A 23505-nucleotide genomic window follows, 5' to 3' on the forward strand; every position below is an offset into this window, starting at 1 on the left:
AAAAATGCCTTGACAAAGCAGGGGTGGATTGATAATGTGAGCGGGTTTTTTCCCCCGCAAATACCGCGTGGATATTCTAACTTTTAGATCATAGTTTTCGGGAGTATGTAGATGCCGACCATCAATCAGTTGATTCGCAAGGGGCGCGAAAAGAAAGAGCGCAAATCGACTGCGCCGGCGCTTAAGGGGAATCCCCAGAAGCGCGGTGTGTGTACGCGTGTTTATACGACGACCCCCAAGAAGCCGAACTCGGCGCTTCGCAAGGTGGCTCGTGTGCGCCTTACCAACGGGGTTGTGGTTACCTCCTACATTCCGGGGGTGGGGCATAACCTGCAGGAGCACTCCGTAGTGCTGATTCGCGGGGGCCGCGTCAAGGACCTTCCCGGTGTCCGCTATCATATCGTCCGTGGCACGCTTGACCTTGCCGGCGTCAAGGATCGTAAGCAGGGTCGCTCCAAATATGGGGCCAAACGGCCCAAGTAACCGACTGAGGAATAGTTATGCCGAGAAGAAGAGAGGTTGCGAAGCGGGTTGTTCTGCCCGATCCGAAGTTCAACGATCGCATGCTGGCCAAGTTCGTCAATGCCATCATGATGGACGGGAAGAAGAGCGTTGCCGAAGGTATCGTGTATGGCGCCTTCGATCTGATTGCCGAGCGTTCCGGTGACGAGCCGCTTGATACTTTCAAGAAGGCCCTCGAGAACGTTCGTCCGATGCTCGAAGTAAAGTCCCGCCGCGTAGGCGGGTCCACCTACCAGGTTCCGGTGGAGATCCGTGCCGACAGGCGTAATGCCCTGGCGATCCGCTGGATCATTAACTACGCCCGGGGCCGCGGCGAAAAAACCATGAGAGAGCGCCTGGCCGGCGAACTTCTCGATGCCGCTAACAATCGCGGGTCCGCTGTAAAGAAGAAGGAAGATACTCACCGCATGGCCGAGGCCAACAAGGCCTTTGCCCATTACCGCTGGTAAGTTCCGGCGCATGTTGCGCCGACTGATTTCCAGGTTGTTGAGGTAGATATATCGTGGCACGTAAAGTCGCTTTAGATAAATGCCGTAATATCGGCATAATGGCCCACATCGACGCGGGCAAAACCACCACCACCGAGCGGATACTTTATTATACCGGGGTTTCGCACAAGATCGGTGAAGTTCATGACGGCGCAGCCACCATGGACTGGATGGAGCAGGAACAGGAGCGCGGGATCACCATCACCTCCGCAGCCACGACCTGCTTCTGGCGCGATCATCGCGTCAATATCATCGATACCCCCGGACACGTCGACTTTACCGTCGAAGTGGAGCGTTCTCTGCGTGTGCTGGACGGGTCTGTTGCCGTTTTCTGTTCGGTGGGTGGGGTCGAACCCCAGTCCGAGACGGTCTGGCGGCAAGCCGACAAGTATCGCGTGCCGCGCATTGCCTTCATCAACAAGATGGACCGTCTCGGGGCCGATTTCGATCGCGGCGTGCAGATGATGCGGGACCGTCTGGGGGCCAATCCGGTTCCCGTGCAGTTGCCCATCGGCAAGGAAGAGAATTTTGTCGGCGTCATCGATCTGGTCGAGATGAAAGCCATCGTGTGGGATGACGAGTCGCTGGGCGCCAAGTTCGAGGTGACCGACATTCCCGCAGACCTTCTTGACGAGGCCGAGGCTGCCCGCGAGCAGATGATCGAAGAAGTCTGCTCTCATGATGAAGCCCTGATGGACAAGTATCTCGGCGGCGAGGCGTTGACGGTTGACGAACTCAAGGCCGGAATCCGCAAGGCCACCATCGATATTCAGATCAACCCCGTTCTCTGTGGATCCGCTTTCAAGAATAAAGGGGTGCAGCATCTTCTCGATGCCGTAGTGGATTACATGCCGTCCCCCGAGGACGTTCCCCCCATCAAGGGTGTCGACCCTGCAACCGAACAGGAGATTACTCGTCCTCCTCTCGATAACGGCCCCTTTGCCGCTCTCGCCTTCAAGGTCATGAGCGACCCCTTCGTCGGTCAGCTGACCTTCTTCCGGGTCTACTCGGGCGTTGCCGAAGCGGGATCCTACGTGCTCAATGCCAGCAAGGACAAAAAGGAGCGCCTCGGCCGTCTTCTGAAGATGCACGCCAACAAGCGTGAAGAGATCAAAGAGGTCTACGCCGGTGATATCGCTGCCGCCGTGGGTCTGAAATATTCCACGACCGGTGATACCTTGTGCAGCGTCGATTCGGTCTGTCTGCTGGAATCGATGGAGTTTCCGGAGCCGGTTATCCATATTGCGGTCGAGCCGAAAACTAAGGCCGACCAGGACAAGATGGGAACTGCCATCGGCAAGCTGGTGCAGGAAGACCCGACCCTGCGGGTACGCACCGATGAAGAGACCGGTCCGACCATTCTTTCCGGGATGGGCGAGCTGCACCTGGAGATCATCATCGATCGTATGATGCGGGAGTTCAAGGTCGCCGCAAATGTCGGCGCACCGCAGGTGGCCTACCGCGAAACGATCACCAAATCGGTGGAAGTGCAGGGCAAGTTCGTCCGGCAGTCCGGCGGCCGCGGTCAGTACGGCGACTGCTGGCTGCGTATCGAACCGCTCGAGCCGGGTTCCGGGTTCGAATTCGTCGACGAAATCAAGGGCGGCGTCATTCCCAAGGAATACATCCCCGCCGTCGGCAAGGGCGCCGAAGAGGCTGCCCAGAATGGCGTGCTGGCCGGATTCCCCATCGTTGATGTCAAGGTCGCCTGTTTCGACGGCTCGTATCATGATGTCGACTCCTCCGAGATGGCTTTCAAGATCGCCGGCTCCATGGGCTTCAAGGCCGGAGTCGCAAAGGCGGGTGCCGTTCTGCTGGAGCCGATCATGGCAGTCGAGGTGGTCGTGCCCGAAGAATACATGGGGGACGTCATGGGCGATCTGAGCAGCCGTCGTGGCAAGGTGACCGGCATGGATGCCAGGGCCGGGGCCCAGGTCATCAACGCCCATGTACCCTTGGCCAGCATGTTCGGCTACGCCACCGATCTGCGCAGCGCTACCCAGGGCCGTGCCACCTACACGATGGTCTTCGACCATTACGCCCAGGTACCCAAGGCCATTTCCGACGAAATCATCGCCAAGGTCAAAGGCTAAAAACCGAGGAGGTTCTTCATGTCAAAAGCCAAATTTGAAAGAACAAAGCCCCATGTAAATATTGGGACCATCGGTCACGTTGACCATGGCAAGACCACTCTGACGGCCGCCATCACCAAGGTCATGGCCTCCAAGGGGCTGGCCGAATTCAAGGCCTTCGACGCCATCGACAACGCTCCGGAGGAGCGCGAGCGCGGCATCACCATCGCCACTGCCCACGTCGAATACGAGACCGCAAACCGTCACTACGCCCACGTCGACTGCCCGGGCCATGCCGACTACGTCAAGAACATGATCACCGGCGCCGCGCAGATGGACGGAGCGATCCTGGTGGTGTCGGCCGCCGACGGTCCGATGCCGCAGACCCGCGAACACATTCTGCTGGCCCGTCAGGTCGGCGTGCCCGCCATGGTGGTATTTCTGAACAAGGCTGACATGGTGGACGACGAGGAGCTGCTCGAGCTGGTGGAGCTGGAAGTGCGCGAGCTGCTCAGCGCCTACGATTTTCCTGGCGACGACATTCCCATCATTGCCGGCAGCGCCCTGAAGGGTCTGGAAGGGGATGCCGGTGAGCTGGGCGAGCAGGCCATCATGAAGCTGATGGATGCGGTCGACAGCTACATACCCGAGCCGGAGCGCGCCATCGACAAGCCGTTTCTGATGCCTGTGGAAGACGTTTTCTCCATCTCCGGCCGCGGCACCGTGGCCACCGGTCGTATCGAGCGTGGCATCGTCAAGGTTCAGGACGAGGTTGAGATCGTCGGGATGAAGGCGACCACGAAGACGGTGGTCACCGGCGTGGAGATGTTCCGCAAGCTGCTCGATCAGGGTCAGGCCGGCGACAACGTCGGGATCCTGCTGCGCGGCGTCAAGCGCGAGGACATCGAGCGCGGCCAGGTTCTGGCGAAGCCCGGCAGCATCACGCCGCACACCAAGTTCAAGGCCGAGGCCTACATTCTGACCAAGGAAGAGGGCGGCCGCCACACCCCGTTCTTCAACGGCTACCGTCCGCAGTTCTACTTCCGGACCACCGACGTGACCGGTATCGTGGAGCTGCCCGAAGGCACTGAGATGGTCATGCCCGGCGACAACGCTGCAATGACCGTGAACCTGATCACGCCGATCGCGATGGACAAGGAGCTTCGCTTCGCCATCCGTGAGGGCGGCCGCACCGTCGGCGCCGGCGTTGTCAGCGACATTATCGAGTAATAGAGGATATGACCATGCAGAGCCAGAAAATTCGGATACGGCTGAAAGCCTACGACCATAAGCTCCTCGATCTTTCCGTGAACGAAATCGTGGATACGGCCAAGCGGACCGGAGCCAGAGTTGCCGGCCCGATTCCTCTGCCCACCGTCGTGAACAAATACTGTGTACTGCGGGGGCCGCACGTCGACAAGAAAAGCCGGGAGCAGTTCGAGATGCGCACCCACAAGCGCCTGCTGGATATCGTCGAACCGACCCAGCAGACCGTGGATGCCTTGATGAAGCTTGACCTGTCCGCAGGCGTTGACGTCGAGATCAAGCTGTAAACAACTTTCAGATATTTAAGGGTACGTGCAATGGTGAAGGGAATCTTGGGAAAGAAGCTGGGAATGACCCAGGTCTTCGCTGCGGATGGCAAGCGCATCCCGGTTACGGTAGTCGAGGCCGGTCCCTGCGTTGTTCTGCAGAAAAAAACCGTGGAGACGGACGGCTATAATGCCCTTCAGCTCGGTTTTGGGGCGAAAAAAGCCCACCGTGCAAACAAACCTGCCATGGGGCATTTCAAAAAAGCCGGTCAGGGGGCGTTCGCCCATCTGCGCGAGATCCGGACCGAAGGCCCTGCGGAGCAGAACGTCGGCGATGCAATCACCTGCGATACGATCTTTGCCGCGGGCGACATGATCGACGTGACCGGAACCAGCAAGGGAAAGGGCTTCCAGGGCGTGATCAAGCGCTGGAACTTCTCCGGCGGCCGCAACACCCACGGGTCGATGTTCCATCGGCGTCCTGGGTCCATCGGCTGCAGCGCCTGGCCGTCACGGGTATTCAAGGGGAAGAAAATGGCCGGTCAGATGGGGAATGCCCAGGTCACCACCCAGGGCCTGCAGGTGGTCGAGGTGCGGGCGGAAATGAACCTCATTCTGATAAAAGGGGCGGTTCCCGGACCCAAAAACGGTCTGGTGATCATTCGTAAAGGGATCAAGGCCACGAAATAGCCCTCCATAAACAAGAGGACTCTGGAGAAAGACCATGGCGAAAATTGCTGTTTTTGACATAAACAAAAATCAGGTTTCCGAGCGGGAACTGGCCGATGAGGTATTCAATGCCGAGGTCAAGGAATATCTGATTCATGATATGGTTCGCTACCAGCTTGCCGCCCGCCGTTCCGGCAACGCGGCGTGTAAGAATCGTAGCGCTGTTTCCGGTGGCGGCAAGAAGCCGTATCGGCAGAAGGGAACCGGCAATGCCCGGCAGGGCACGATCCGTGCGCCTCATTTTGTCGGCGGCGGCGTCGTTTTCGGTCCCTCGCCCCGGGATTACAGCTTCAAGCTGAATCGGAAGGTGAAAAAGGCCGCCCTTCGCAGCGCCCTTTCCGCCCGCTTCCAAGAGAATAAGGTCAGCGTTCTTGATCAGTTCATTCTGGACAAGATTGGAACCAAGGGCTTTGTCGAGGTGCTGAAGCGTTTCGAAATCTCCAATGTGCTGGTTGTTCTCGAGGGCGACAACCCCAATGTGGAGCTGTCGGCGCGCAATGTTCCCTATGTCAAGGTCCTGAAGGCTGAAGGGGTCAATGTGTACGACGTCATGAAACACCAGAATCTGGTGCTCACCGAAGGTGCAGTGGCTCAGCTGGAAGGAGCGTTAGCGTCATGAAACCGTTACATCAGATAATCAGAAAGCCACTGGTCACTGAAAAGGCCTACCAAAGGGAAGAGGGCTTGCAGGTGGTGGCCTTCGAAGTGGCGCCCGGTGCCAACAAGATTGAAATCAAGCAGGCCATCGAAAAGGCTTTCGACGTCAAGGTCAAAGGGGTCAATACCGTTCTCATGGCCGGCAAGGTCAAGCGGGTGGGAAGGACCTACGGCAAGCGCTCCAACTGGAAAAAGGCGTACGTGACTCTGGCAGAGGGAAGCAAGCTCGATTTGTTCGGTGTCTGATAGGGTGCAATACAGCAATACGGAGTTAGAATAATGGCGATTAAAAAGTACAAGCCGACCTCAGCTGGTCGACGTCACATGACCTCGGCCGATTTCGGGGAAGTCACTGCCGCCAGTCCGGAGAAATCCCTGCTGGTACCCTTGAAAAAAAGCGGCGGCCGCAACAACGTGGGTCGTATTACCAAACGGCACACCGGCGGCGGGCACAAACGCAAATACCGGCTCATCGACTTCAAACGGGACAAGAAGAATATTCCCGGCAAGGTTGTGGGCATCGAGTACGATCCCAATCGCTCGGCGAGGATCGCTCTTCTCAGCTATGCTGACGGCGAGAAGCGTTACATACTCTCTCCGGTCGGCCTGAATGTCGGCGACGTCGTCATTGCCAGCGAAGAGGCCGACATCAAGCCCGGCAACGCATTGAGCATCCGCTCCATTCCGGTCGGTACCTGGGTGCACAACGTGGAGCTCAAAGCCGGCAAGGGCGGGCAGTTGGCCCGGAGCGCCGGTGCTTATGCGATGCTGGCTGCCAAGGAAGGGCGTTATGCCCAGATCAAGCTGCCCAGCGGCGAGGTGCGACTGGTGCTGCAGGACTGTTGCGCCACCATCGGACAGGTAGGCAACATCCAGCACGAAAACGTCAAGATCGGCAAGGCCGGACGCAACCGGTGGCTTGGCAAGCGTCCTCAGTCCCGCGGTGTAGCCATGAACCCGGTCGATCATCCCCACGGCGGCGGCGAGGGCAAGAGCTCCGGCGGACGTCATCCCGTGACTCCCTGGGGTGTGCCGACCAAAGGATACAAGACCCGAGTCAGCAAGCGGACCGATCGTTTCATCGTCCGCCGCAGAAAATAGCTTATAACTAATTCTTAGAGGAGACGGTAGTGGCTAGATCCATTAAAAAAGGGCCTTACGTCGAGGAGAGCCTGCTGCGCAAGATCGATCTCGAAGGCGGCAGCACCAAGAAAGTGATCAAGACCTGGTCACGTCGTTCGACCATCATACCCGAATTCGTCGGCCATACCTTCGCCGTGCACAACGGCAAGAAATTCATTCCTGTTTTCGTATCGGAAAACATGGTTGGTCACAAGCTCGGGGAATTTGCCCCCACCCGCACCTACTACGGCCACGGTGCGGACAAGAAGGGTAAAAGGTAGGTCAATAGGACAGCAATTCCGAAAGAGGAGTTCGATACATGGAAGCCAGAGCCAAGCTCAAATACGCTCGCCTTTCTCCCAGAAAAACCCGGCTGGTCGTTGACATGGTGCGCGGTAAAGGGGTGCAGGAGGCATTGAATATTCTTCGTTTTTCCCCCCAGAAAGCTGCTGCCATCGTGGGCAACGTAGTCAGTTCGGCGGTAGCCAATGCTGAGCAGAAAGGCGTATCGGACGTCGATCGGCTGTTCGTCAAGACCATCATGGTCGACCAGGGGCCTGTGCTTCGCCGCTTCCTGCCCAGAGCGCAGGGGCGAGCTACGAGAATCCGTAAACCGACCAGCCACATCACTGTTGTGCTGGACGAAAAATAAACGAATCGAGGAGGTGATAGTTTGGGCCAGAAAGTTCATCCGACAGGATTTCGGCTGGGAGTGGTCAGGACCTGGAGTTCCAGGTGGTATTCCGAAGCGGACTACAGCAAGCTTCTGCACGAGGATATCAAGCTGCGCGAATACCTGAAAAAACGTCTCTATCATGCGGGTATTTCGAAAATCGAGCTGGAGCGTGCAGCCAGCAAGGCCAAGCTCAACATTTATGCAGCGCGTCCGGGGATCATCATCGGGAAAAAGGGTTCCGAGGTCGAAGCCCTGAAGAAGGAGCTGGCCAAACTCACCGACAAAGAGATCTTTTTGAATATTCAGGAAGTTCGCAAGCCTGAAGTCGATGCGCAGCTGGTCGCTGAAAACGTCGCCCTGCAGTTGGAACGGCGTGTCGCCTTCCGCCGGGCCATGAAGAAGAGCGTCAGCATGGCGCTCAAGTTCGGTGCCCAGGGCATCAAGATCACCTGCAGCGGCCGTCTTGGCGGGGCCGAGATGAGCCGGACCGAGTGGTATCGTGAAGGCCGGGTTCCCCTGCACACCCTGCGGGCCGACATCGATTACGGCTTTGCCGAAGCGAAGACGACCTACGGGATCATCGGCGTCAAAGTGTTGATCTTCAAGGGCGAAGTTCTTTCGCAGGAACAAAAAGAAATCTGATAGGAGCAATCAGCCATGTTAATGCCCAAGAAGGTTAAACATAGAAAGCAGTTCACCGGGCGCATGACCGGCACGGCGACCAGGGGCGCTTCGCTGAATTTCGGCGATTACGGGCTCAAGGCCCTCGAGTGCGGCTGGCTGTCGTCACGCCAGATCGAATCTGCCCGACGCGCCATGACCCGTCATGTCAAGCGCGGCGGCAAGATCTGGATCCGGGTGTTCCCGGACAAGCCTCTCACCAGCAAGCCGGCCGAGACCCGTATGGGGAAGGGAAAGGGCTCTCCGGAGAGCTGGGTTGCCGTTATTCGCCCGGGAATGGTGCTTTACGAAATGCAGGGTGTGGACAAAGAAGTGGCTTGCGAAGCTCTCCGGCTGGCAGCCCACAAGCTTCCCATGAAGACCAAGATCGTGATGAGGGAGGAGATGGGTCATGAAGGCTAGCGAACTCAGAGAACTCGACGTGGTGGAGTTGGAGAAAAAGTGTCAGGAGCTGAACCAAGAACTGTTCAATCTCCGATTCCAGCTGGCGACCGGACAGCTTGAGAATAGCGCCCGGCTTCCCCAGACCCGCAAAGATATCGCGCGGGTAATGACTGTTTTGCGGGAAAAGCGCGGCTAGCAAACCCTGGGGAGGATTTTTGTAAATGAAAAAAGAACGTGGTAATCAGAAAGTCAGGGTCGGGATCGTTACCAGCGACAAGATGGATAAGACCGTTGTCGTCAAGGTCGACCAGATGGTACGGCATTCCGTATACAAGAAATACATCAAGCGGAGAGTCACTTACAAGGCGCATGATGAAGAGAACAAGTGCGGTATCGGCGACAAGGTAGCCATAGTGGAGACCAGACCGCTGTCTCGTGACAAGCGGTGGAGAGTCCGCGAAATTTTGGAAAAGAACGCAATTGTTTAGGAGATACAAGTCATGATTCAAATGCAGACGATGCTTGATGTGGCAGACAATTCCGGAGCCCGGAAGCTTTGCTGTGTCAAGGTTCTTGGCGGGTCCAAGCGGAAGTACGCCGGTCTCGGTGACATCATCATCTGCTCCGTCAAGGAGGCTCTGCCCAATTCCAAGGTCAAGAAAGGTGACGTCGTACGCGCCGTCATCGTCAGGACGGCCAAGGAAGTGCCTCGCCCGGACGGATCAGCCATCCGTTTCGACAACAATTCAGCCGTGGTCGTCAACATGGCTGGAGAGCCGATCGGAACACGCATTTTCGGGCCCGTTGCCCGGGAACTGCGAGCTCGTCGCTTCATGAAGATTGTGTCGCTGGCGCCCGAGGTACTTTAAATAACAAGACTGGGAGATAGAACAGATGGCAGCGAAGAAACTTCATGTCAAAAAAGACGACATGGTGAAGGTCATAGCAGGCAAGGAAAAGGGCAAGACGGGCAGGGTGACCCGCATTTTCGCCGATAAGGGGCGGATTGTGGTCGAAAACCTCAACATGGTCAAAAGACACACCCGGCCCAGTCGTGCCAACGCCCAGGGTGGGATCGTGGAAAAAGAGGCGCCCTTGAATGCCTCGAACGTTCTGCTGCTATGTGGCTCTTGCAACCAGGCGACTCGCACCGGCATGCGTTTTCTCGAAGATGGCAGCAAGGTTCGGTTCTGCAAGAAGTGCAACGAGATCGTGGATAAGTAACGGAGGATTTCCATGGCTAGATTGAAAGACATTTACCACGCCGAACTTGCACCGAGGCTTGCCAAGGAACTGCAGCTGAAGAATATGATGGAAGTCCCTCGTATTGAAAAGGTTGTGGTCAACATGGGCCTGGGTGAGGCCATTCAGAACATCAAGATCCTCGAATCGGCGGTTGAGGAATTGGGTCGGATCACCGGACAGAAGCCCGTTGTGACCAAGGCCAAGCATTCCATCGCCCAGTTCAAGCTGCGTGCCGGAATGCCGATCGGCTGTATGGTCACTCTGCGGCGGGACCGGGCCTATGAATTTCTTGATCGCCTGATCAACGTTGCGCTGCCCCGTGTCCGCGACTTCAAGGGCGTTTCCCCCAAGGGCTTCGATGGCCGCGGCAATTACACCCTCGGGGTTCGCGAGCAGCTGATTTTCCCTGAAATCGATATCGAGAAGGTTGAAAAGGTCAAGGGATTGAACGTGACCATCGTCACCACGGCTCGTAACGATGAGGAAGGGCGGGCTCTTTTGACGGCTATCGGCATCCCTTTCCGGAAAAAAACCGAGGCTGCGGAAGGATAGCGGAGGATACAGTGGCGAAAAAATCGATGATGATCAAGGCGAAGCGGTCGCAGAAGTTCGACGTCAGGGCATACAACCGGTGTCCTCTGTGCGGCCGTCCGAGAGGCTATTACCGCAAATTCGATATGTGCCGGATCTGCCTGCGCAAGCTTGCGCTGGATGGCAAGCTCCCCGGTGTGATCAAGTCCAGCTGGTAATCAGAATTAAGGAGTTGCATCCATGGCAATGACCGATCCTATTGCGGATATGCTGACTCGCATTCGAAATGCGGGCCTGGCAAAGCACCCCAAATGTGACATTCCTGCATCCAAGCTGAAAGTCGCAGTTGCCGAGGTGCTCAAGGATCTTGGCTATATCAAGAATTTCAAGACCGCCGCAGACAACAAGCAGGGCGTTTTGCGGATCTATCTGAAGTTCGACAGTGAAGACAAGCACGTTATTCATGAAATCAAGCGGGTCTCCACCCCCGGCCGGCGTATATACGTCGGCAAGGACGAGATTCCGGTCGTGAAAAACGGGTTGGGCTGCGCTATTCTGTCGACCTCCAAGGGGGTCATGCACGACGCGGCCGCACGGGAAGCTCAGGTCGGCGGCGAAGTTCTCTGTTCGGTCTGGTAAAGGAGCGCGGATAATGTCACGAATCGGGAAAAAACCTGTTGCCATACCCAATGGCGTCAAGGTTTCTTTTGATAACGGTACCCTGTCGGTCCAAGGACCGAAGGGTGAATTGAAGCGGACCCTGGTCGAAGGGATGAACCTCGATATCCAGAGCGATCAGCTGGTGGTTCATTCCCAGATTGAAGCCAAGGCCGGCGGTGCCTTTCGGGGTCTGACCCGGGCGCTGGTCGCCAACATGGTCGAAGGGGTCAGCAAAGGTTTTGAAAAGGTGCTGGAAATCAACGGCGTGGGTTACCGTGCCGAGATGAAGGGCAACGTTCTCAATCTGGCACTGGGCTACTCGCATCCGATCGAATATCCGCTTCCGCAGGGCATCAGTGCCGAAGTCGAAAAGCAGACCAAAATCACGGTACGCGGGGCGGACAAGGAGCTTGTCGGCGCGACCGCAGCCAAGATCCGTTCTTTCCGGGGACCCGAACCCTACAAAGGCAAGGGCGTCAAGTATGCGGACGAGCGGATCATCCGCAAAGCCGGAAAAACCGGGAAAAAATAAGTGACTTCAGGTCAAGGAGAGTAACGTGAACGTCGGGATGAAAAGGCGCCAGGCACGGCAGAAAAGACAGGTAAGGGTGCGGCGGAAGGTGCGCGGTACCGCGGAACGTCCGCGTCTTTGCGTGTTTCGCAGTGCCGGTCATATTTACGCACAGATCATAGAAGATACCACCGGAAAAACTCTGGTTGCCGCTTCGACCATGTCTCGGGATATCAGTGAAGGTCTTTCCGGCACTGGCAACATCGCGGCCGCCAAGGCTGTCGGCGAAGCCATTGCCAAAAAGGCGCTGGCCATGGACATCAAGCAGGTGGTTTTTGACCGGAACGGTTTCCTTTACCACGGCCGCGTCAAGGGCCTGGCAGACGCTGCCAGGGAAGCCGGCCTGTCTTTTTAAACAAGGAGGATGTCTTTGCTTCGCATAGATCCCAGCCAAATGGAGTTGACCGACCGGGTCGTGCATATCAACCGATGTGCCAAGGTCGTTAAAGGTGGCCGCCGTTTCAGTTTTTCCGCTCTCGTCGTTGTCGGTGACGGTCAGGGTCATGTCGGCTATGGGCATGGCAAGGCCAAGGAAGTCCCCGAAGCGATCCGCAAGGGTGTGGAACAGGCCAAGAAGAACCTGATCAGGGTGCCGCTGCAGGAGCGCACCATTCCCTTCGACATCGTCGGAAAATTCGGCGCAGGGAAGGTTCTGCTCAAGCCCGCTTCGCCCGGTACCGGCGTTATTGCCGGAGGTCCCGTGCGTGCCGTGCTGGAAGTCGCCGGCGTCGGCGACATTCTGTCCAAGTGCCTCGGTTCCAACAACCCGCACAACGTGGTCAGGGCGACCATAAACGCCCTGTCCCAACTTCGCAGCGCCGAGGAGATGATGGCGCGGCGGGGTGTTGGCGGCGAGGAATAAAGCACTGCTGATAAGGAGAAGGCGTTATGGCCGAACAGATCAAGGTCACGTTGATAAAGAGCGGCATCGGCCGCAACAAATATTTCACCAAAGTCCTTCATGGACTGCGGTTGACCAAACTGCACAAGACCGTCGTTCTGCCCGATACTCCTGAAATCAGGGGTATGATCCGCAAGGTCGAACACATGGTTTCGGTCGAGCGCTGACGATACAGGGGATACTGAATCATGGATCTGAGCAATCTCAAGCCGGCAACCGGCTCAACCAAAAACAGAAAACGCCTCGGGCGTGGCCCCGGTTCCGGCCAGGGCAAGACCGCAGGCAAGGGGCATAAAGGTCAGAAAGCCCGCAGCGGCGGCAGCGTCAAGGCCGGATTTGAGGGCGGACAAATGCCTCTGCAGAGGCGACTGCCCAAGCGTGGTTTCAACTCGCTGAACAAAAAAATCTATGCCCTTGTCAATCTGCGCGACCTGCAGGAGAACTTCGAGGCAGGCAGCGTCATCGACCTTGAAGCTCTGGGCAAGGCCGGTCTCATCGGCAAAGTACTTGACGGCGTTAAAATTCTGGGGGACGGCGATATCGACAAGGCCCTTACCGTCAAAGCGCACCGCTTCAGCAAGGCCGCTGAACAGAAGATAACCGCCGCCGGCGGTTCCATCGAGGTGATCTAAATTGATTCAGAGCATCCAGAATATTTTTAGTATTCCGGAGTTGCGGCGGCGCATACTGTTCACCCTGGGTATGCTAGCCGTCTATCGGGTTGGCGCCCATATTCCCACGCCCGGCATCGACGCCCAGGTCCTCGGGAAGTTCTTCGAGGGGACCCAGGGTACTCTGCTGGGCATGGTCAGCGCCTTTACCGGCGGTGCACTGGAGCGGATGACCATTTTCGCCCTGGGCATCATGCCTTACATCAGCGCCTCGATTATTCTGCAGCTGCTTGCCGTCGTTTTCGAACCGGTCGAGCGGCTGTCCAAGGAAGGTGAGCAGGGGCGCAAGACAATCACCAAGTGGACCCGCTACGGAACCATTGTGCTGTCCATCATCCAGGGTGCCGGCATCGCCGTCGGCCTGCAGACGATGCAGGGTCCAGCCGGGGAACCAGTTGTGCCCGCTCCAGGAATCGGATTTATTCTGTTGACCGTGATCACCCTGACGGCCGGGACGGCTTTCATCATGTGGCTCGGCGAACAGATCACTGAGCGCGGCATCGGCAACGGTATCTCCCTGATCATTTTCGCCGGGATCGTAGCCAACATGCCTGCCGCGGTGGTCAACACCCTGCGGATGATGAAAACCAATGAAATCTCGATCTTTCTGGCCTTGGTCATCCTGGTCATCATGGTGGCCGTTGTCTGGGCCATCGTCTTCATGGAGCGTGGCCAGCGGCGGTTGCCGATCCATTACGCGAAACGGGTGGTCGGAATGCGCAGCTATGGAGGGCAGAAGAGCCATCTTCCCCTCAAGGTTAATATGAGCGGCGTCATTCCGCCCATTTTCGCCAGTTCGATCATCATGTTCCCTGCCACCGTTGCAAACCTGGTCGAAGTGCCCTGGGTTCAGTCGGTGGCCGGTATGATGACTCCGACCCATTGGGTTTACAACGTTTTTTATGTTGCATTTATCATTTTCTTCTGCTACTTCTACACGGCTGTGACCTTCAATCCTGTCGATGTTGCCGACAATGTCAAGAAACAGGGGGGATATATCCCTGGTATTCGTCCCGGCAAGGCGACAGCAGAATACATCGACAGCGTGCTGAACCGGCTGACCTTTGCCGGGGCCCTTTATATTTCAGCAGTCTGCGTACTGCCGACATTGCTGATCAGTGAGATGAACGTGCCGTTCTTCTTTGGCGGAACGTCGTTGCTGATTGTCGTCGGCGTCGGCATCGATACCGCCGCTCAGATTGAAGCCCATCTCATATCCCGTTCTTATGAAGGGTTCATGAAGGGCGTAACTCTGAAAGGGCGGCACGGTTAGGCTGGAGGCTCTCAGTGAATTTGATCTTTTTAGGTCCGCCGGGGTCCGGCAAGGGAACCCAGGCCAAGATGATCTCTGAAAAGCTGGCGATACCGCAGGTGTCCACCGGCGACATGCTGCGTGCGGCGGTCAAAGAGGGGACCCCCATGGGGCTCAAGGCCAAGGAATTGATGGACAAGGGAGCCCTGGTATCCGACGAGGTCGTGGTAGGGATTGTTCGGGAACGTCTTGGCAAGAAGGATTGTGACTCCGGCTTCATCCTCGACGGCTTTCCCCGGACCGTGGCCCAGGCCGACGCCCTGCAGCAAACCCTTGAGGATCTTGGCAAGACCCTGGACCGGGTGCTCTCTCTCGGAGTCGACAATGAAGCCGTAGTGGAGAGAATCGCCGGCAGACGCACCTGCCGTGATTGCGGCAAGATGTACCATGTCAAGTTCGATCCGCCCCGCGAAGAAGGCCGTTGCGACGCATGCGGTGCTGAACTGTACCTGCGAGACGATGACCGGGAAGAGACAGTCCGCAGGCGGCTGGACGTTTATCAGGCGCAAACCGCTCCCCTGATCGACTATTATCGGGATAAAGGGCTGCTCGAGGAAGTCGACGGGATGCAGGAGATCGGTGAGGTTCAAGCAGAGATTCTTGCAGCCCTGGACTTTCGGCAGTGATCGTGATCAAGTCCCGCGCAGAACTGGAGAAAATGCGTGATGCCGGGAAGATTGTCGCCGAAATACTTGAGTTTCTGAAGGAAAGAGTCAAGCCCGGGATTACCACCATTGAACTCGACCGGCTGGCCGAGGTGGAATGCAGGAAACGCGGCGCGCGGCCTGCATTCAAGGGTTATGGCGGGTTCCCCTACAGTATCTGCGCCTCGCCCGATGAAAAGGTGGTTCATGGGTTCCCCGATCAGCAGCCCCTGGCAGAAGGCAGCATCCTGAGTATCGATTTTGGTGTCATCTACCAGGGATTTTACGGAGATTCGGCCTTCACCATGGGGGTTGGCAAGGTCCCCAAGGGGACGCAAAGACTGGTTGATACCACCAGGCAGAGTCTGGAAGCGGGTATTGCACAGGTAGAGGCCGGTCATTATCTGAGTGATATTTCGCGTGCCGTTCAGGCCTGTGCGGAAAAGGAAGGTTTCAGCGTCGTTCGTGAATTTGTGGGTCACGGAATCGGCCGGGCGCTGCACGAAGAGCCGCAGATTCCCAATTTTGTCGAAGGCGTCCACAAGGGACCCCTGCTCAAGGTCGGCATGACCCTCGCCATCGAACCTATGATCAACGAGGGGGTGCCGGGAATCCGTATCCTTTCAGACGGATGGACGGCAGTGACCCAGGACGGACGGCTTTCCGCCCACTTCGAGCACACGGTGGCCATTACGGAAAATGGGGCCGATATTTTAACCAGACTTTGATATGACCGGAAAAGTGCCTGACCCGCCAGGGCGGGCAGTCTCTTTTTCTCAGGTACCGAGTCCCAATAGGCAAAGGAACGATCAATGAAAGTGCGAGCTTCGGTAAAACCTATTTGCACAAAATGTAAAGTCATCAAGCGCAAGGGAATTGTCAGGATCATCTGCGAAAACCCAAAACATAAGCAGAAACAGGGATAAAGGGCTCAGGAGGATAATACATTGGCACGTATTGCTGGTATCGACTTACCGAGAAATAAGCGGATTGAGGTCGCGCTTACCTACATCTACGGCATCGGACGCTCTTTGTCCCAGGAAATCCTGGGAAAGGCCGGTGTGGACCCCAACATTCGTACCGATGATCTGACCGAGACGGAAGCGGGCAAGATCAGGGGAATCATCGAAGGGGGCTACCAGGTCGAGGGTGACCTGCGGCGTGAAATCAGCACCAACATCAAGCGGCTCATGGATCTGGGTTGCTATCGTGGCCTGCGTCATCGGCGCGGCCTGCCGGTTCGGGGGCAGAAAACCAAGACCAACGCCCGAACCCGCAAGGGGCCCCGTAAAACCGTCGCTGGCAAGAAGAAATAACGGGAGGAACCATGGCCAAGCCGGGTAGGAAAGCAGTCAGAAAAACCAAGGAAAAGAAAAATGTTGCCAACGGGATTGCCCATATCCAGGCAACTTTTAATAACACTATCGTGACTATCACGGATGTCAGCGGAAACGTGATCTCCTGGTCGACCTGCGGGGCGAAAAATTTCAAGGGATCGAGGAAGAGTACGCCGTTTGCTGCCCAGATGGCAGCCGAAGAGGCCGCTCAAAAAGCTCGGGAACATGGTATGCGCTCGGTCGAAGTTCGAGTCAAGGGTCCCGGGTCGGGTCGTGAATCTGCGCTTCGTGCCCTGTCGGCGGCGGGCCTCAACATCACCCTGATCAAGGATGTGACGCCCATCCCCCACAACGGATGCCGGCCCCCGAAACGCAGAAGAGTTTAACACTACAAGGAGGATGAACGTTGGCTAGATATACTGGTCCCGTCTGCCGTCAGTGTAGAAGGGAAAATATGAAGCTGTTCCTGAAGGGGGACAGGTGCTTTACCGATAAATGTGCTGTTGAACGCAGAAACTATGCTCCCGGCATGCACGGGCAGGGCCGCGCCAAGGTTTCCGACTATGGTACCCAGTTGCGGGAAAAACAGCGTGTCAAACGGACCTATGGTCTGCTCGAGAAGCAGTTCCGTTCCTATTTCGACAAGGCGGATCGCATGAAGGGGGTTACCGGTGAAAACCTCCTGGTGCTGCTCGAACGGCGACTGGACAGCGTCATCTATCGGTTGGGGTTTGCCGGTTCTCGCAAGGAAGCCAGGCTTCTGGTTCGCCAGGGACATTTCCTGGTAAACGGCCGAAAGGTGAACATTCCATCCTTCCAGGTGCGTCCTGATGAGGTTATCGAACTGCGGGAGAAAAGCCGCAAGGTGGCCCGCATCAATGAATCCCTTGACGGTGTCATGCGCCGCGGTCTTCCTTCCTGGGTGGAACTGGAGCGCGATGCTTTCAAAGGGAAGCTGAAAACGCTGCCGGTTCGTGAAGAAATGACCACTCCTGCCTTCCAGGAGCATCTCATCGTCGAACTTTACTCCAAATAAACCCGGCAGAATTCGGCTGTAACCTCATCACGGAGGATACGAATGTATAAAAACTGGAGAGACCTCATCAAGCCCAAGCGCCTCCAGGTTGATACGGATACTCTGACCGACAGCTTCGGCAAATTCAGGGCAGAACCCTTTGAGAGAGGTTTCGGTACCACGATCGGCAACAGCCTGCGCCGGGTTCTCCTGTCGTCGCTGCAAGGCGCTGCCATCGTTTCGGTTCGCATCAAGGGCGTTCTGCATGAGTTTTCCACCATTCCCGGTGTGACCGAGGATGTCACGGATGTCATCCTGAACCTGAAGGGTGTGCTGCTCAAATTGCACGGCACCGAGAGCCGGAATATCCGTATCGTCAAAAAAGGCGCCGGGATTGTTACCGCCGGGGAGATTATTACCGATTCCCATGTGGAGATTCTGAATCCCGGTCACCATGTCCTGACCTGCTCCAAGGAAGCGGATGTGGAAATCGATATGGTGGTTTCCATGGGCAAGGGCTATGTGCCCGCCGAACGCAATCGGGACGAAAAGGCTCCTGTCGGCACCATTCCGATCGATGCCATTTTTTCGCCGATCAAGAAGGTCAACTTTGTCGTGACCAACGCCAGGGTCGGGCAGATCACCGACTACGACAAGCTGACCCTTGAAGTCGTTACCGACGGCAGTGTGCGTCCGGATGATGCCGTCGCCTTTGCGGCCAAGATCCTCAAGGAGCAGCTGCAGATTTTCATCAACTTCGACGAGGAAGTTGAGGCCGTCGAAGAGGTCGCGAGCGAAGAAAATCGCAAAATCAATGAAAATCTCTATCGGTCCGTTGATGAGCTCGAGCTGTCGGTGAGAAGTGCCAACTGCCTGAAGAATGCCAACATCCATCTGATCGGGGACCTGGTGCAGAAGACGGAAGCAGAAATGCTGAAAACCCAGAACTTCGGGCGGAAGTCGCTGAATGAAATCAAGGATATTCTGGCTGAGATGGGGCTGACTCTCGGGATGGAGTTGGACAATTTCCCCGACCCCGAATACTTGAAGTTGATCCATGAGGGGAGCGAGGAAGCCTGATCTTCCAGCTTGATCGATTAACGAAGAAAGGACCGTAGAAAGATGCGTCACAATAAAACCGGGAGAAGGCTCGGCCGTAATTCCAGCCACCGTGCCGCCATGATGCGTAACATGGTAACCTCGCTGATCGAACACGAGAAGATTACCACGACCGTCACCCGCGCCAAGGAATTGCGGAAGCTGGCCGAAAAAATGATCACCCTGGGCAAAAGGGGCGATCTCCATGCCCGCCGTCAGGCCATGCAGGTGATTCGGGACCGCAAAGTGGTTGGAAAGCTCTTCGAAATGATCGGTCCCCGGTATGAAAAACGTCCGGGCGGATACACCCGTATTCTCAAAACCGGGAACCGGCTTGGCGATAGCGCGCCGGTCTGCATCATCGAACTGGTGGAAGAGGAGTTCACTCCCCGTCCCAAAAAGGCCGCCCCGGTTGCCGAGCCTGTGGTTGCCGCTGCACCCGTTGAAGAAACGGTCGTCGAAACTGCCAAGGAAGCCGTTGAATCTCCCTCTGAGGAGAACGGCAATGAAGAGCCGGCGGCAGAGGACGACAAACAATAGCATGTTCCCCCTTCGGGTTCCGTTTAAAGGCAAGGAGTCTTCTCCTTGCCTTTTTTTTTAAGGTGTGTCAGGCATAAGAGGGCTAGAGTCTTGAGCTTTTTTGAACCCGAGGGGGTTCAATCTTGACGGCTTTTGCTTCACCATGATAATGTCAAAAACTTGAGTTTCCGGAGTCGACATGTATTTCCCCTCTTTAGAACAATTTCAACAGCATGCCCAAAAGGGCAATCTCATCCCCGTGTATCGCGAGGTTCTCGCCGATATGGAGACGCCTGTCTCCGCTTTCAGGAAGATTGATGACGGCCAGACCTCTTTTCTCCTGGAAAGTATCTCCGGAGGAGAAAAATGGGCACGCTTCTCCTTCCTCGGCAGCGGGGCCGGCAAAATCTTCCGTTGCAAGGGTGACCACTTCGAGGTTCTGGAAAACGGGCAGGTTGTCGAAAGCGGGCAAAGTCGGGATCCTTTGGAGATACTCAAGGGGATCATGAGCAGGTTCCAGCCTGTCGAAATCGAAGGACTCCCCCGTTTTTTTGGCGGGATGGTCGGCTATTTCGGTTACGACATGGTCCGGTTTATGGAGGTCTTGCCCAGCCAAGCCCCTTCCGCTATCGGAACTTTTGATGCCTGCTTCCTGTTGACCGAAAACCTGATCATCTTTGACAACATGCGGCAGAAAATAAAAGTGGTCTGCAACGTCGAGCTCCGCGAAGGGGCCGATCCCGACACCGCCTATCAAAAGGGGGTGTCGGCTATCGACGAGTTGATCGCCAAGCTGCGCCGTCCTGTCTGTCCCGACAGCCCGCCCATCAGGCTTGGAACCGCAGAGGAGTTTTCCTCCAATTTCTCCCGCACCGACTTTGAGAGCGCCGTAGAGCGTTGCAAGGAATATGTGCGGGCGGGAGACATCATCCAAGTGGTTCTGTCGCAGAGGTTTTCCGGTCGGCTGGGAGCCGATCCCTTCGATGTTTATCGGGCTCTGCGTACTCTCAACCCCTCCCCGTACATGTTCTTTCTCCGTTTTGGAGAAACCCTGGTCATCGGTGCCTCCCCCGAAGTGCTGGTTCGCAAGGAGGATGCTGAAGTGACGGTGCGACCCATTGCCGGAACCCGCCCCCGCGGGCACAGCACCGAGGAGGACCTTCGACTGGAGGAGGAGCTTCTCACCGATCCCAAGGAGTGTGCCGAACATATCATGCTGGTGGATCTCGGCCGGAACGACCTCGGCCGCGTCTGCCGTACAGGCAGCGTCGAAGTGACCGATCTGATGGTCACCGAGCGATACTCCCACGTTATGCACATCGTCTCCAATGTCCGGGGCCTGCTTCCTCCCGGTGTCGACGCTTTCGACGTTCTGCGCGCCACCTTTCCCGCCGGAACCCTGAGCGGCGCCCCGAAAATCCGGGCGATGGAAATCATCGACGAGCTGGAGCCCTGTAAACGGGAAATCTACGGCGGTGCCGTCGGGTATTTCTCTTTTTCCGGCAACATGGACATGGCCATCGCCATTCGCACCCTGGTGGTGCAGGGTGATCGGATTTTTCTGCAGGCGGGGGCCGGCATTGTCGCCGACTCGGACCCCTCCGCGGAATACCAGGAGACCATCAACAAGGCCCGGGGGGTCATGAAAGCAGTGGAAATGGCACGAAAGGGGCTGGATTGAGATGCTGCTGATGATCGACAACTACGACTCCTTCACCTATAACCTGGTTCAGTATTTCCAGGAACTGGGGGAGGAAGTGCGGGTTTACCGCAACGACAAGATTACCGTCGCTGGAATTTCCGCTATAAATCCACGCCGGCTGGTGGTCTCTCCCGGGCCATGTTCGCCAAAGGAGGCCGGGATTTCAGTGGAGGTCATCCGGGAGCTCGGCGGCCAACTTCCGATTCTCGGCGTCTGTCTCGGGCATCAGTCCATGGGGTATGCCTTTGGCGGCCGCATCATCCGTGCCGCCTCCCTGATGCACGGCAAGACCAGCCCCATTCATCACAATGGACAGGACATTTTCCGCAATCTTGCCAATCCCTTCGATGCGACCCGCTACCATTCCCTGGTTGTTGAACGCTCAACCCTGCCCGAGGTTTTCGAAATCACCGCCTGGACCGATGACGGAGAGATCATGGGTATGCGCCATCGCGAGTTGCCGATGTGGGGAGTGCAGTTTCATCCCGAGTCCATCCTGACCCTGGAAGGGAAGAAACTGCTGAAAAATTTTCTGGATCTGACCTGAACGTAAAGCCAAAGGTAGGGACTGATGATCAAGGAGGCGATCGCCCGGCTCGTCGAGTTGCAGGATCTGAGTGAAGCCATGATGATCGATGTTTTCGACCAGATCATGGGCGGTGAGGCAACCCCGGCCCAGATCGGGGCTTTCATCGTGGCATTACGGATGAAGGGCGAAACGGTGGAGGAGATTACCGGCGCCGCCCGGGTCATGCGGGCGCGGGTCACTCCCGTGCGTTGCAGCCGGGTGCTCGATCTTGACCGGGAAGATATCAACCTGGACAGGGAAACGATTCTCGATACCTGCGGCACCGGCGGTTCCGGCACCAAGAGCTTCAACATCTCCACAACGGTGGCGTTTGTGGTGGCGGCCTGCGGGATCAAGGTGGCCAAACACGGCAACCGCAGCATTTCCTCCTCCTGCGGCAGCGCCGACGTGCTGGAGGAACTGGGCGTCAATCTGAACGTGACCGTCGAGCGGGTCGAGCAGTGCCTGTCGGAGCTGGGCATCGGCTTTCTCTACGCACCGGCACTGCACGGCGCCATGCGGCATGCCATAGGTCCGCGCAAGGAGATAGGGGTCCGGACCATCTTCAATATTCTCGGTCCGCTGACAAATCCTGCCGGAGCCGATCGTCAGGTGCTCGGGGTCTACCGGGAGGAACTGGTCGAAACCCTCGCTCAGGTACTGGTCCGTCTTGGATGTCAGAGGGGTTTTGTGGTGCATGGAATGGACGGCATGGATGAGGTGACCCTATCGGCCCCGACGCGGGTGGCGGAAATCGACGGGCAGCAGGTCAGACTTTTCACGGTGGAGCCTGAGGATTTCGGTCTGAAACGCTGCCGTCTGGCCGACCTGCAGGGAGGCGATGCAGCGCAGAACGCCGCCATTGTCAGGGCAGTTCTGGGGGGGAAGACAGGTCCCCGCCGGGATGTTGTGGTGCTGAACACCGCGTTTGCCCTGGTTGCTGCGGGCAAAGCACCTGATCTGCCCTCTGCGATTCGACAGGCCGAAAACAGTATTGATTCGGGGTCCGCGATCAGGAAACTCGAAGACCTCGTCAGGATAACCAACCAGTGATTCTAGATAAAATTCTGCAGCACAAACTGAGGGAGGTGGAACTCGCCAGGCAGCAAACCCCCCTGCCGGTTCTTTCCGAACGGCTGACCGGACTTCCTGCACCGCGCGGTTTCGCCTCCGCCCTGTACCGCCAGGCGGAGACGGGAACCGCAATTATTGCCGAGGTGAAAAAGGGATCCCCCTCCAAGGGGCTGATCAGGGCCGACTTCGATGCGGTGGACATCGCCCTGCGCTATCAGGACGGCGGCGCCGCCTGTCTGTCGGTACTGACTGACCGGGAATTCTTCATGGGCGATATCGCTTATCTGCAACGGATCGCCCAGGCCGTGACTCTGCCTCTGCTTCGCAAGGATTTTATCCTGGATCCCTACCAGCTGGTGGAGGCGAGAGTTTTCGGCGCCGATGCGGTGCTGCTGATCGCTGCCGCCCTCGACCAGGCCCAACTCACGGATCTGGCTGCAACAGCGGCCGAACTGGGATTGGACGTGCTGCTCGAGGTGCACGACGCCGAGGAGTTGGAGCGAGCCTTGCGGCTTCCGGTCCGGCTGATCGGCATCAACAACCGCGATCTCAGAACTTTTCATACCGATCTGGGCGTCACTGAACGCCTCCTGCCCCTGATTCCACCTGACCGGCTGGTGGTTTCGGAGAGCGGTCTGCGAAACCGGGGGGACATTCTCCGGTTGCGTCAGGCCGGGGCCCGGGCCTTTTTGATCGGTGAAAGTCTGATGCGGGAAGATCGCTTCGAGGACAAGTTGAACGAATTGTTGGGAAACAGGCACTGAAACGACCCCCAGGAACAGAATCGAGGAAAG

37 protein-coding genes and 1 pseudogene are annotated in these 23505 nt (G+C 57.0%); all 38 read left to right on the forward strand.

The window, feature by feature from the left end; translation table 11 throughout:
* Positions 1-111: 111 nt before the first annotated feature.
* The 38 genes and pseudogenes from rpsL to trpC all read left to right on the forward strand — a co-directional run bounded on the left by rpsL (position 112) and on the right by trpC (position 23475).
* The gene (rpsL, locus tag R2940_01345) at positions 112-483 is read left to right on the forward strand and encodes a 30S ribosomal protein S12 (protein MEZ4598415.1); all 372 of its coding nucleotides are present in this window, start codon (positions 112-114) and stop codon (positions 481-483) included.
* Positions 484-500: 17 nt separating this feature from the next.
* Entirely contained in the window at positions 501-971 is a 471-nt protein-coding gene (gene rpsG / locus R2940_01350; GenBank protein ID MEZ4598416.1) for a 30S ribosomal protein S7, read from the forward strand.
* Positions 972-1024: 53 nt separating this feature from the next.
* Positions 1025-3103, forward strand: a complete 2079-nt coding sequence (gene fusA / locus R2940_01355) for an elongation factor G (protein ID MEZ4598417.1) — start codon at positions 1025-1027, stop codon at positions 3101-3103.
* Positions 3104-3121: 18 nt separating this feature from the next.
* Entirely contained in the window at positions 3122-4312 is a 1191-nt protein-coding gene (tuf, locus tag R2940_01360) for an elongation factor Tu (protein ID MEZ4598418.1), read from the forward strand.
* Between the two features lie 14 nt (positions 4313-4326).
* A complete protein-coding gene (gene rpsJ, locus R2940_01365; protein ID MEZ4598419.1) occupies positions 4327-4635 on the forward strand; it encodes a 30S ribosomal protein S10 in 309 nt (102 codons plus the stop codon).
* Positions 4636-4668: 33 nt separating this feature from the next.
* The gene (rplC, locus tag R2940_01370) at positions 4669-5304 is read left to right on the forward strand and encodes a 50S ribosomal protein L3 (protein MEZ4598420.1); all 636 of its coding nucleotides are present in this window, start codon (positions 4669-4671) and stop codon (positions 5302-5304) included.
* 34 nt (positions 5305-5338) lie between these two features.
* Entirely contained in the window at positions 5339-5962 is a 624-nt protein-coding gene (rplD, locus tag R2940_01375) for a 50S ribosomal protein L4 (GenBank protein MEZ4598421.1), read from the forward strand.
* Positions 5959-6246 (forward strand): 50S ribosomal protein L23, encoded by a 288-nt coding sequence (locus R2940_01380; protein MEZ4598422.1) that lies wholly within the window; start codon positions 5959-5961, stop codon positions 6244-6246. Before rplD ends, R2940_01380 begins: the two co-directional genes overlap by 4 nt.
* A gap of 33 nt (positions 6247-6279) precedes the next feature.
* The gene (gene rplB / locus R2940_01385; protein MEZ4598423.1) at positions 6280-7101 is read left to right on the forward strand and encodes a 50S ribosomal protein L2; all 822 of its coding nucleotides are present in this window, start codon (positions 6280-6282) and stop codon (positions 7099-7101) included.
* 29 nt (positions 7102-7130) lie between these two features.
* Complete coding sequence (gene rpsS, locus R2940_01390; protein ID MEZ4598424.1) at positions 7131-7403, forward strand: 30S ribosomal protein S19; 273 nt, start codon at positions 7131-7133, stop codon at positions 7401-7403.
* Positions 7404-7441: 38 nt separating this feature from the next.
* The gene (gene rplV / locus R2940_01395; GenBank protein MEZ4598425.1) at positions 7442-7774 is read left to right on the forward strand and encodes a 50S ribosomal protein L22; all 333 of its coding nucleotides are present in this window, start codon (positions 7442-7444) and stop codon (positions 7772-7774) included.
* A 21-nt stretch (positions 7775-7795) separates the two neighbouring features.
* Entirely contained in the window at positions 7796-8440 is a 645-nt protein-coding gene (rpsC, locus tag R2940_01400) for a 30S ribosomal protein S3 (GenBank protein MEZ4598426.1), read from the forward strand.
* Positions 8441-8455: 15 nt separating this feature from the next.
* Positions 8456-8881: a 50S ribosomal protein L16 gene (gene rplP / locus R2940_01405; protein MEZ4598427.1), complete on the forward strand. Its 426-nt coding sequence runs from the start codon at positions 8456-8458 to the stop codon at positions 8879-8881.
* Entirely contained in the window at positions 8871-9059 is a 189-nt protein-coding gene (gene rpmC, locus R2940_01410; GenBank protein ID MEZ4598428.1) for a 50S ribosomal protein L29, read from the forward strand. The genes rplP and rpmC overlap by 11 nt, the downstream gene beginning before the upstream one ends.
* A gap of 25 nt (positions 9060-9084) precedes the next feature.
* Positions 9085-9351 carry a 30S ribosomal protein S17 gene (gene rpsQ / locus R2940_01415; GenBank protein ID MEZ4598429.1) on the forward strand — a complete coding sequence of 89 codons (267 nt, stop codon included), beginning with the start codon at positions 9085-9087 and terminating at the stop codon, positions 9349-9351.
* 12 nt (positions 9352-9363) lie between these two features.
* A complete protein-coding gene (gene rplN, locus R2940_01420; GenBank protein MEZ4598430.1) occupies positions 9364-9732 on the forward strand; it encodes a 50S ribosomal protein L14 in 369 nt (122 codons plus the stop codon).
* A gap of 25 nt (positions 9733-9757) precedes the next feature.
* Positions 9758-10087, forward strand: a complete 330-nt coding sequence (gene rplX, locus R2940_01425) for a 50S ribosomal protein L24 (protein ID MEZ4598431.1) — start codon at positions 9758-9760, stop codon at positions 10085-10087.
* A gap of 12 nt (positions 10088-10099) precedes the next feature.
* Entirely contained in the window at positions 10100-10660 is a 561-nt protein-coding gene (rplE, locus tag R2940_01430; protein ID MEZ4598432.1) for a 50S ribosomal protein L5, read from the forward strand.
* An 11-nt stretch (positions 10661-10671) separates the two neighbouring features.
* Positions 10672-10857, forward strand: coding sequence for a type Z 30S ribosomal protein S14 (locus tag R2940_01435; GenBank protein ID MEZ4598433.1), 186 nt, complete (start codon positions 10672-10674; stop codon positions 10855-10857).
* Positions 10858-10879: 22 nt separating this feature from the next.
* Entirely contained in the window at positions 10880-11278 is a 399-nt protein-coding gene (gene rpsH, locus R2940_01440) for a 30S ribosomal protein S8 (GenBank protein MEZ4598434.1), read from the forward strand.
* 13 nt (positions 11279-11291) lie between these two features.
* Positions 11292-11831, forward strand: a complete 540-nt coding sequence (rplF, locus tag R2940_01445) for a 50S ribosomal protein L6 (GenBank protein ID MEZ4598435.1) — start codon at positions 11292-11294, stop codon at positions 11829-11831.
* Positions 11832-11868: 37 nt separating this feature from the next.
* Positions 11869-12225 carry a 50S ribosomal protein L18 gene (gene rplR, locus R2940_01450; protein MEZ4598436.1) on the forward strand — a complete coding sequence of 119 codons (357 nt, stop codon included), beginning with the start codon at positions 11869-11871 and terminating at the stop codon, positions 12223-12225.
* Positions 12226-12240: 15 nt separating this feature from the next.
* The gene (gene rpsE, locus R2940_01455) at positions 12241-12732 is read left to right on the forward strand and encodes a 30S ribosomal protein S5 (GenBank protein ID MEZ4598437.1); all 492 of its coding nucleotides are present in this window, start codon (positions 12241-12243) and stop codon (positions 12730-12732) included.
* A 26-nt stretch (positions 12733-12758) separates the two neighbouring features.
* Positions 12759-12938 (forward strand): 50S ribosomal protein L30, encoded by a 180-nt coding sequence (gene rpmD / locus R2940_01460; GenBank protein ID MEZ4598438.1) that lies wholly within the window; start codon positions 12759-12761, stop codon positions 12936-12938.
* A gap of 21 nt (positions 12939-12959) precedes the next feature.
* Positions 12960-13403, forward strand: a complete 444-nt coding sequence (gene rplO / locus R2940_01465; protein ID MEZ4598439.1) for a 50S ribosomal protein L15 — start codon at positions 12960-12962, stop codon at positions 13401-13403.
* Position 13404: 1 nt separating this feature from the next.
* On the forward strand, positions 13405-14715 hold the full coding sequence (gene secY / locus R2940_01470) for a preprotein translocase subunit SecY (protein ID MEZ4598440.1): 1311 nt from the start codon (positions 13405-13407) through the stop codon (positions 14713-14715).
* A 14-nt stretch (positions 14716-14729) separates the two neighbouring features.
* Positions 14730-15380, forward strand: a complete 651-nt coding sequence (locus tag R2940_01475; protein MEZ4598441.1) for an adenylate kinase — start codon at positions 14730-14732, stop codon at positions 15378-15380.
* Positions 15377-16126, forward strand: coding sequence for a type I methionyl aminopeptidase (gene map, locus R2940_01480; GenBank protein MEZ4598442.1), 750 nt, complete (start codon positions 15377-15379; stop codon positions 16124-16126). Before R2940_01475 ends, map begins: the two co-directional genes overlap by 4 nt.
* A gap of 84 nt (positions 16127-16210) precedes the next feature.
* On the forward strand, positions 16211-16324 hold the full coding sequence (gene rpmJ / locus R2940_01485) for a 50S ribosomal protein L36 (GenBank protein MEZ4598443.1): 114 nt from the start codon (positions 16211-16213) through the stop codon (positions 16322-16324).
* Between the two features lie 21 nt (positions 16325-16345).
* The gene (rpsM, locus tag R2940_01490; GenBank protein ID MEZ4598444.1) at positions 16346-16714 is read left to right on the forward strand and encodes a 30S ribosomal protein S13; all 369 of its coding nucleotides are present in this window, start codon (positions 16346-16348) and stop codon (positions 16712-16714) included.
* 11 nt (positions 16715-16725) lie between these two features.
* Positions 16726-17121, forward strand: coding sequence for a 30S ribosomal protein S11 (gene rpsK, locus R2940_01495; GenBank protein ID MEZ4598445.1), 396 nt, complete (start codon positions 16726-16728; stop codon positions 17119-17121).
* A gap of 20 nt (positions 17122-17141) precedes the next feature.
* Entirely contained in the window at positions 17142-17771 is a 630-nt protein-coding gene (gene rpsD, locus R2940_01500; GenBank protein ID MEZ4598446.1) for a 30S ribosomal protein S4, read from the forward strand.
* 42 nt (positions 17772-17813) lie between these two features.
* Positions 17814-18830 carry a DNA-directed RNA polymerase subunit alpha gene (locus tag R2940_01505; protein MEZ4598447.1) on the forward strand — a complete coding sequence of 339 codons (1017 nt, stop codon included), beginning with the start codon at positions 17814-17816 and terminating at the stop codon, positions 18828-18830.
* A gap of 42 nt (positions 18831-18872) precedes the next feature.
* A pseudogene (gene rplQ, locus R2940_01510) lies at positions 18873-19223 on the forward strand (50S ribosomal protein L17).
* 343 nt (positions 19224-19566) lie between these two features.
* Positions 19567-21048, forward strand: a complete 1482-nt coding sequence (gene trpE / locus R2940_01515) for an anthranilate synthase component I (GenBank protein ID MEZ4598448.1) — start codon at positions 19567-19569, stop codon at positions 21046-21048.
* A gap of 1 nt (position 21049) precedes the next feature.
* Positions 21050-21616 (forward strand): aminodeoxychorismate/anthranilate synthase component II, encoded by a 567-nt coding sequence (locus R2940_01520; GenBank protein MEZ4598449.1) that lies wholly within the window; start codon positions 21050-21052, stop codon positions 21614-21616.
* Positions 21617-21640: 24 nt separating this feature from the next.
* Positions 21641-22690: an anthranilate phosphoribosyltransferase gene (gene trpD / locus R2940_01525; GenBank protein ID MEZ4598450.1), complete on the forward strand. Its 1050-nt coding sequence runs from the start codon at positions 21641-21643 to the stop codon at positions 22688-22690.
* Positions 22687-23475, forward strand: a complete 789-nt coding sequence (gene trpC, locus R2940_01530; protein MEZ4598451.1) for an indole-3-glycerol phosphate synthase TrpC — start codon at positions 22687-22689, stop codon at positions 23473-23475. Before trpD ends, trpC begins: the two co-directional genes overlap by 4 nt.
* Positions 23476-23505: the final 30 nt, after the last annotated feature.

This window comes from Syntrophotaleaceae bacterium (genome assembly GCA_041390365.1).
Classification (GTDB): domain Bacteria; phylum Desulfobacterota; class Desulfuromonadia; order Desulfuromonadales; family Syntrophotaleaceae; genus JAWKQB01.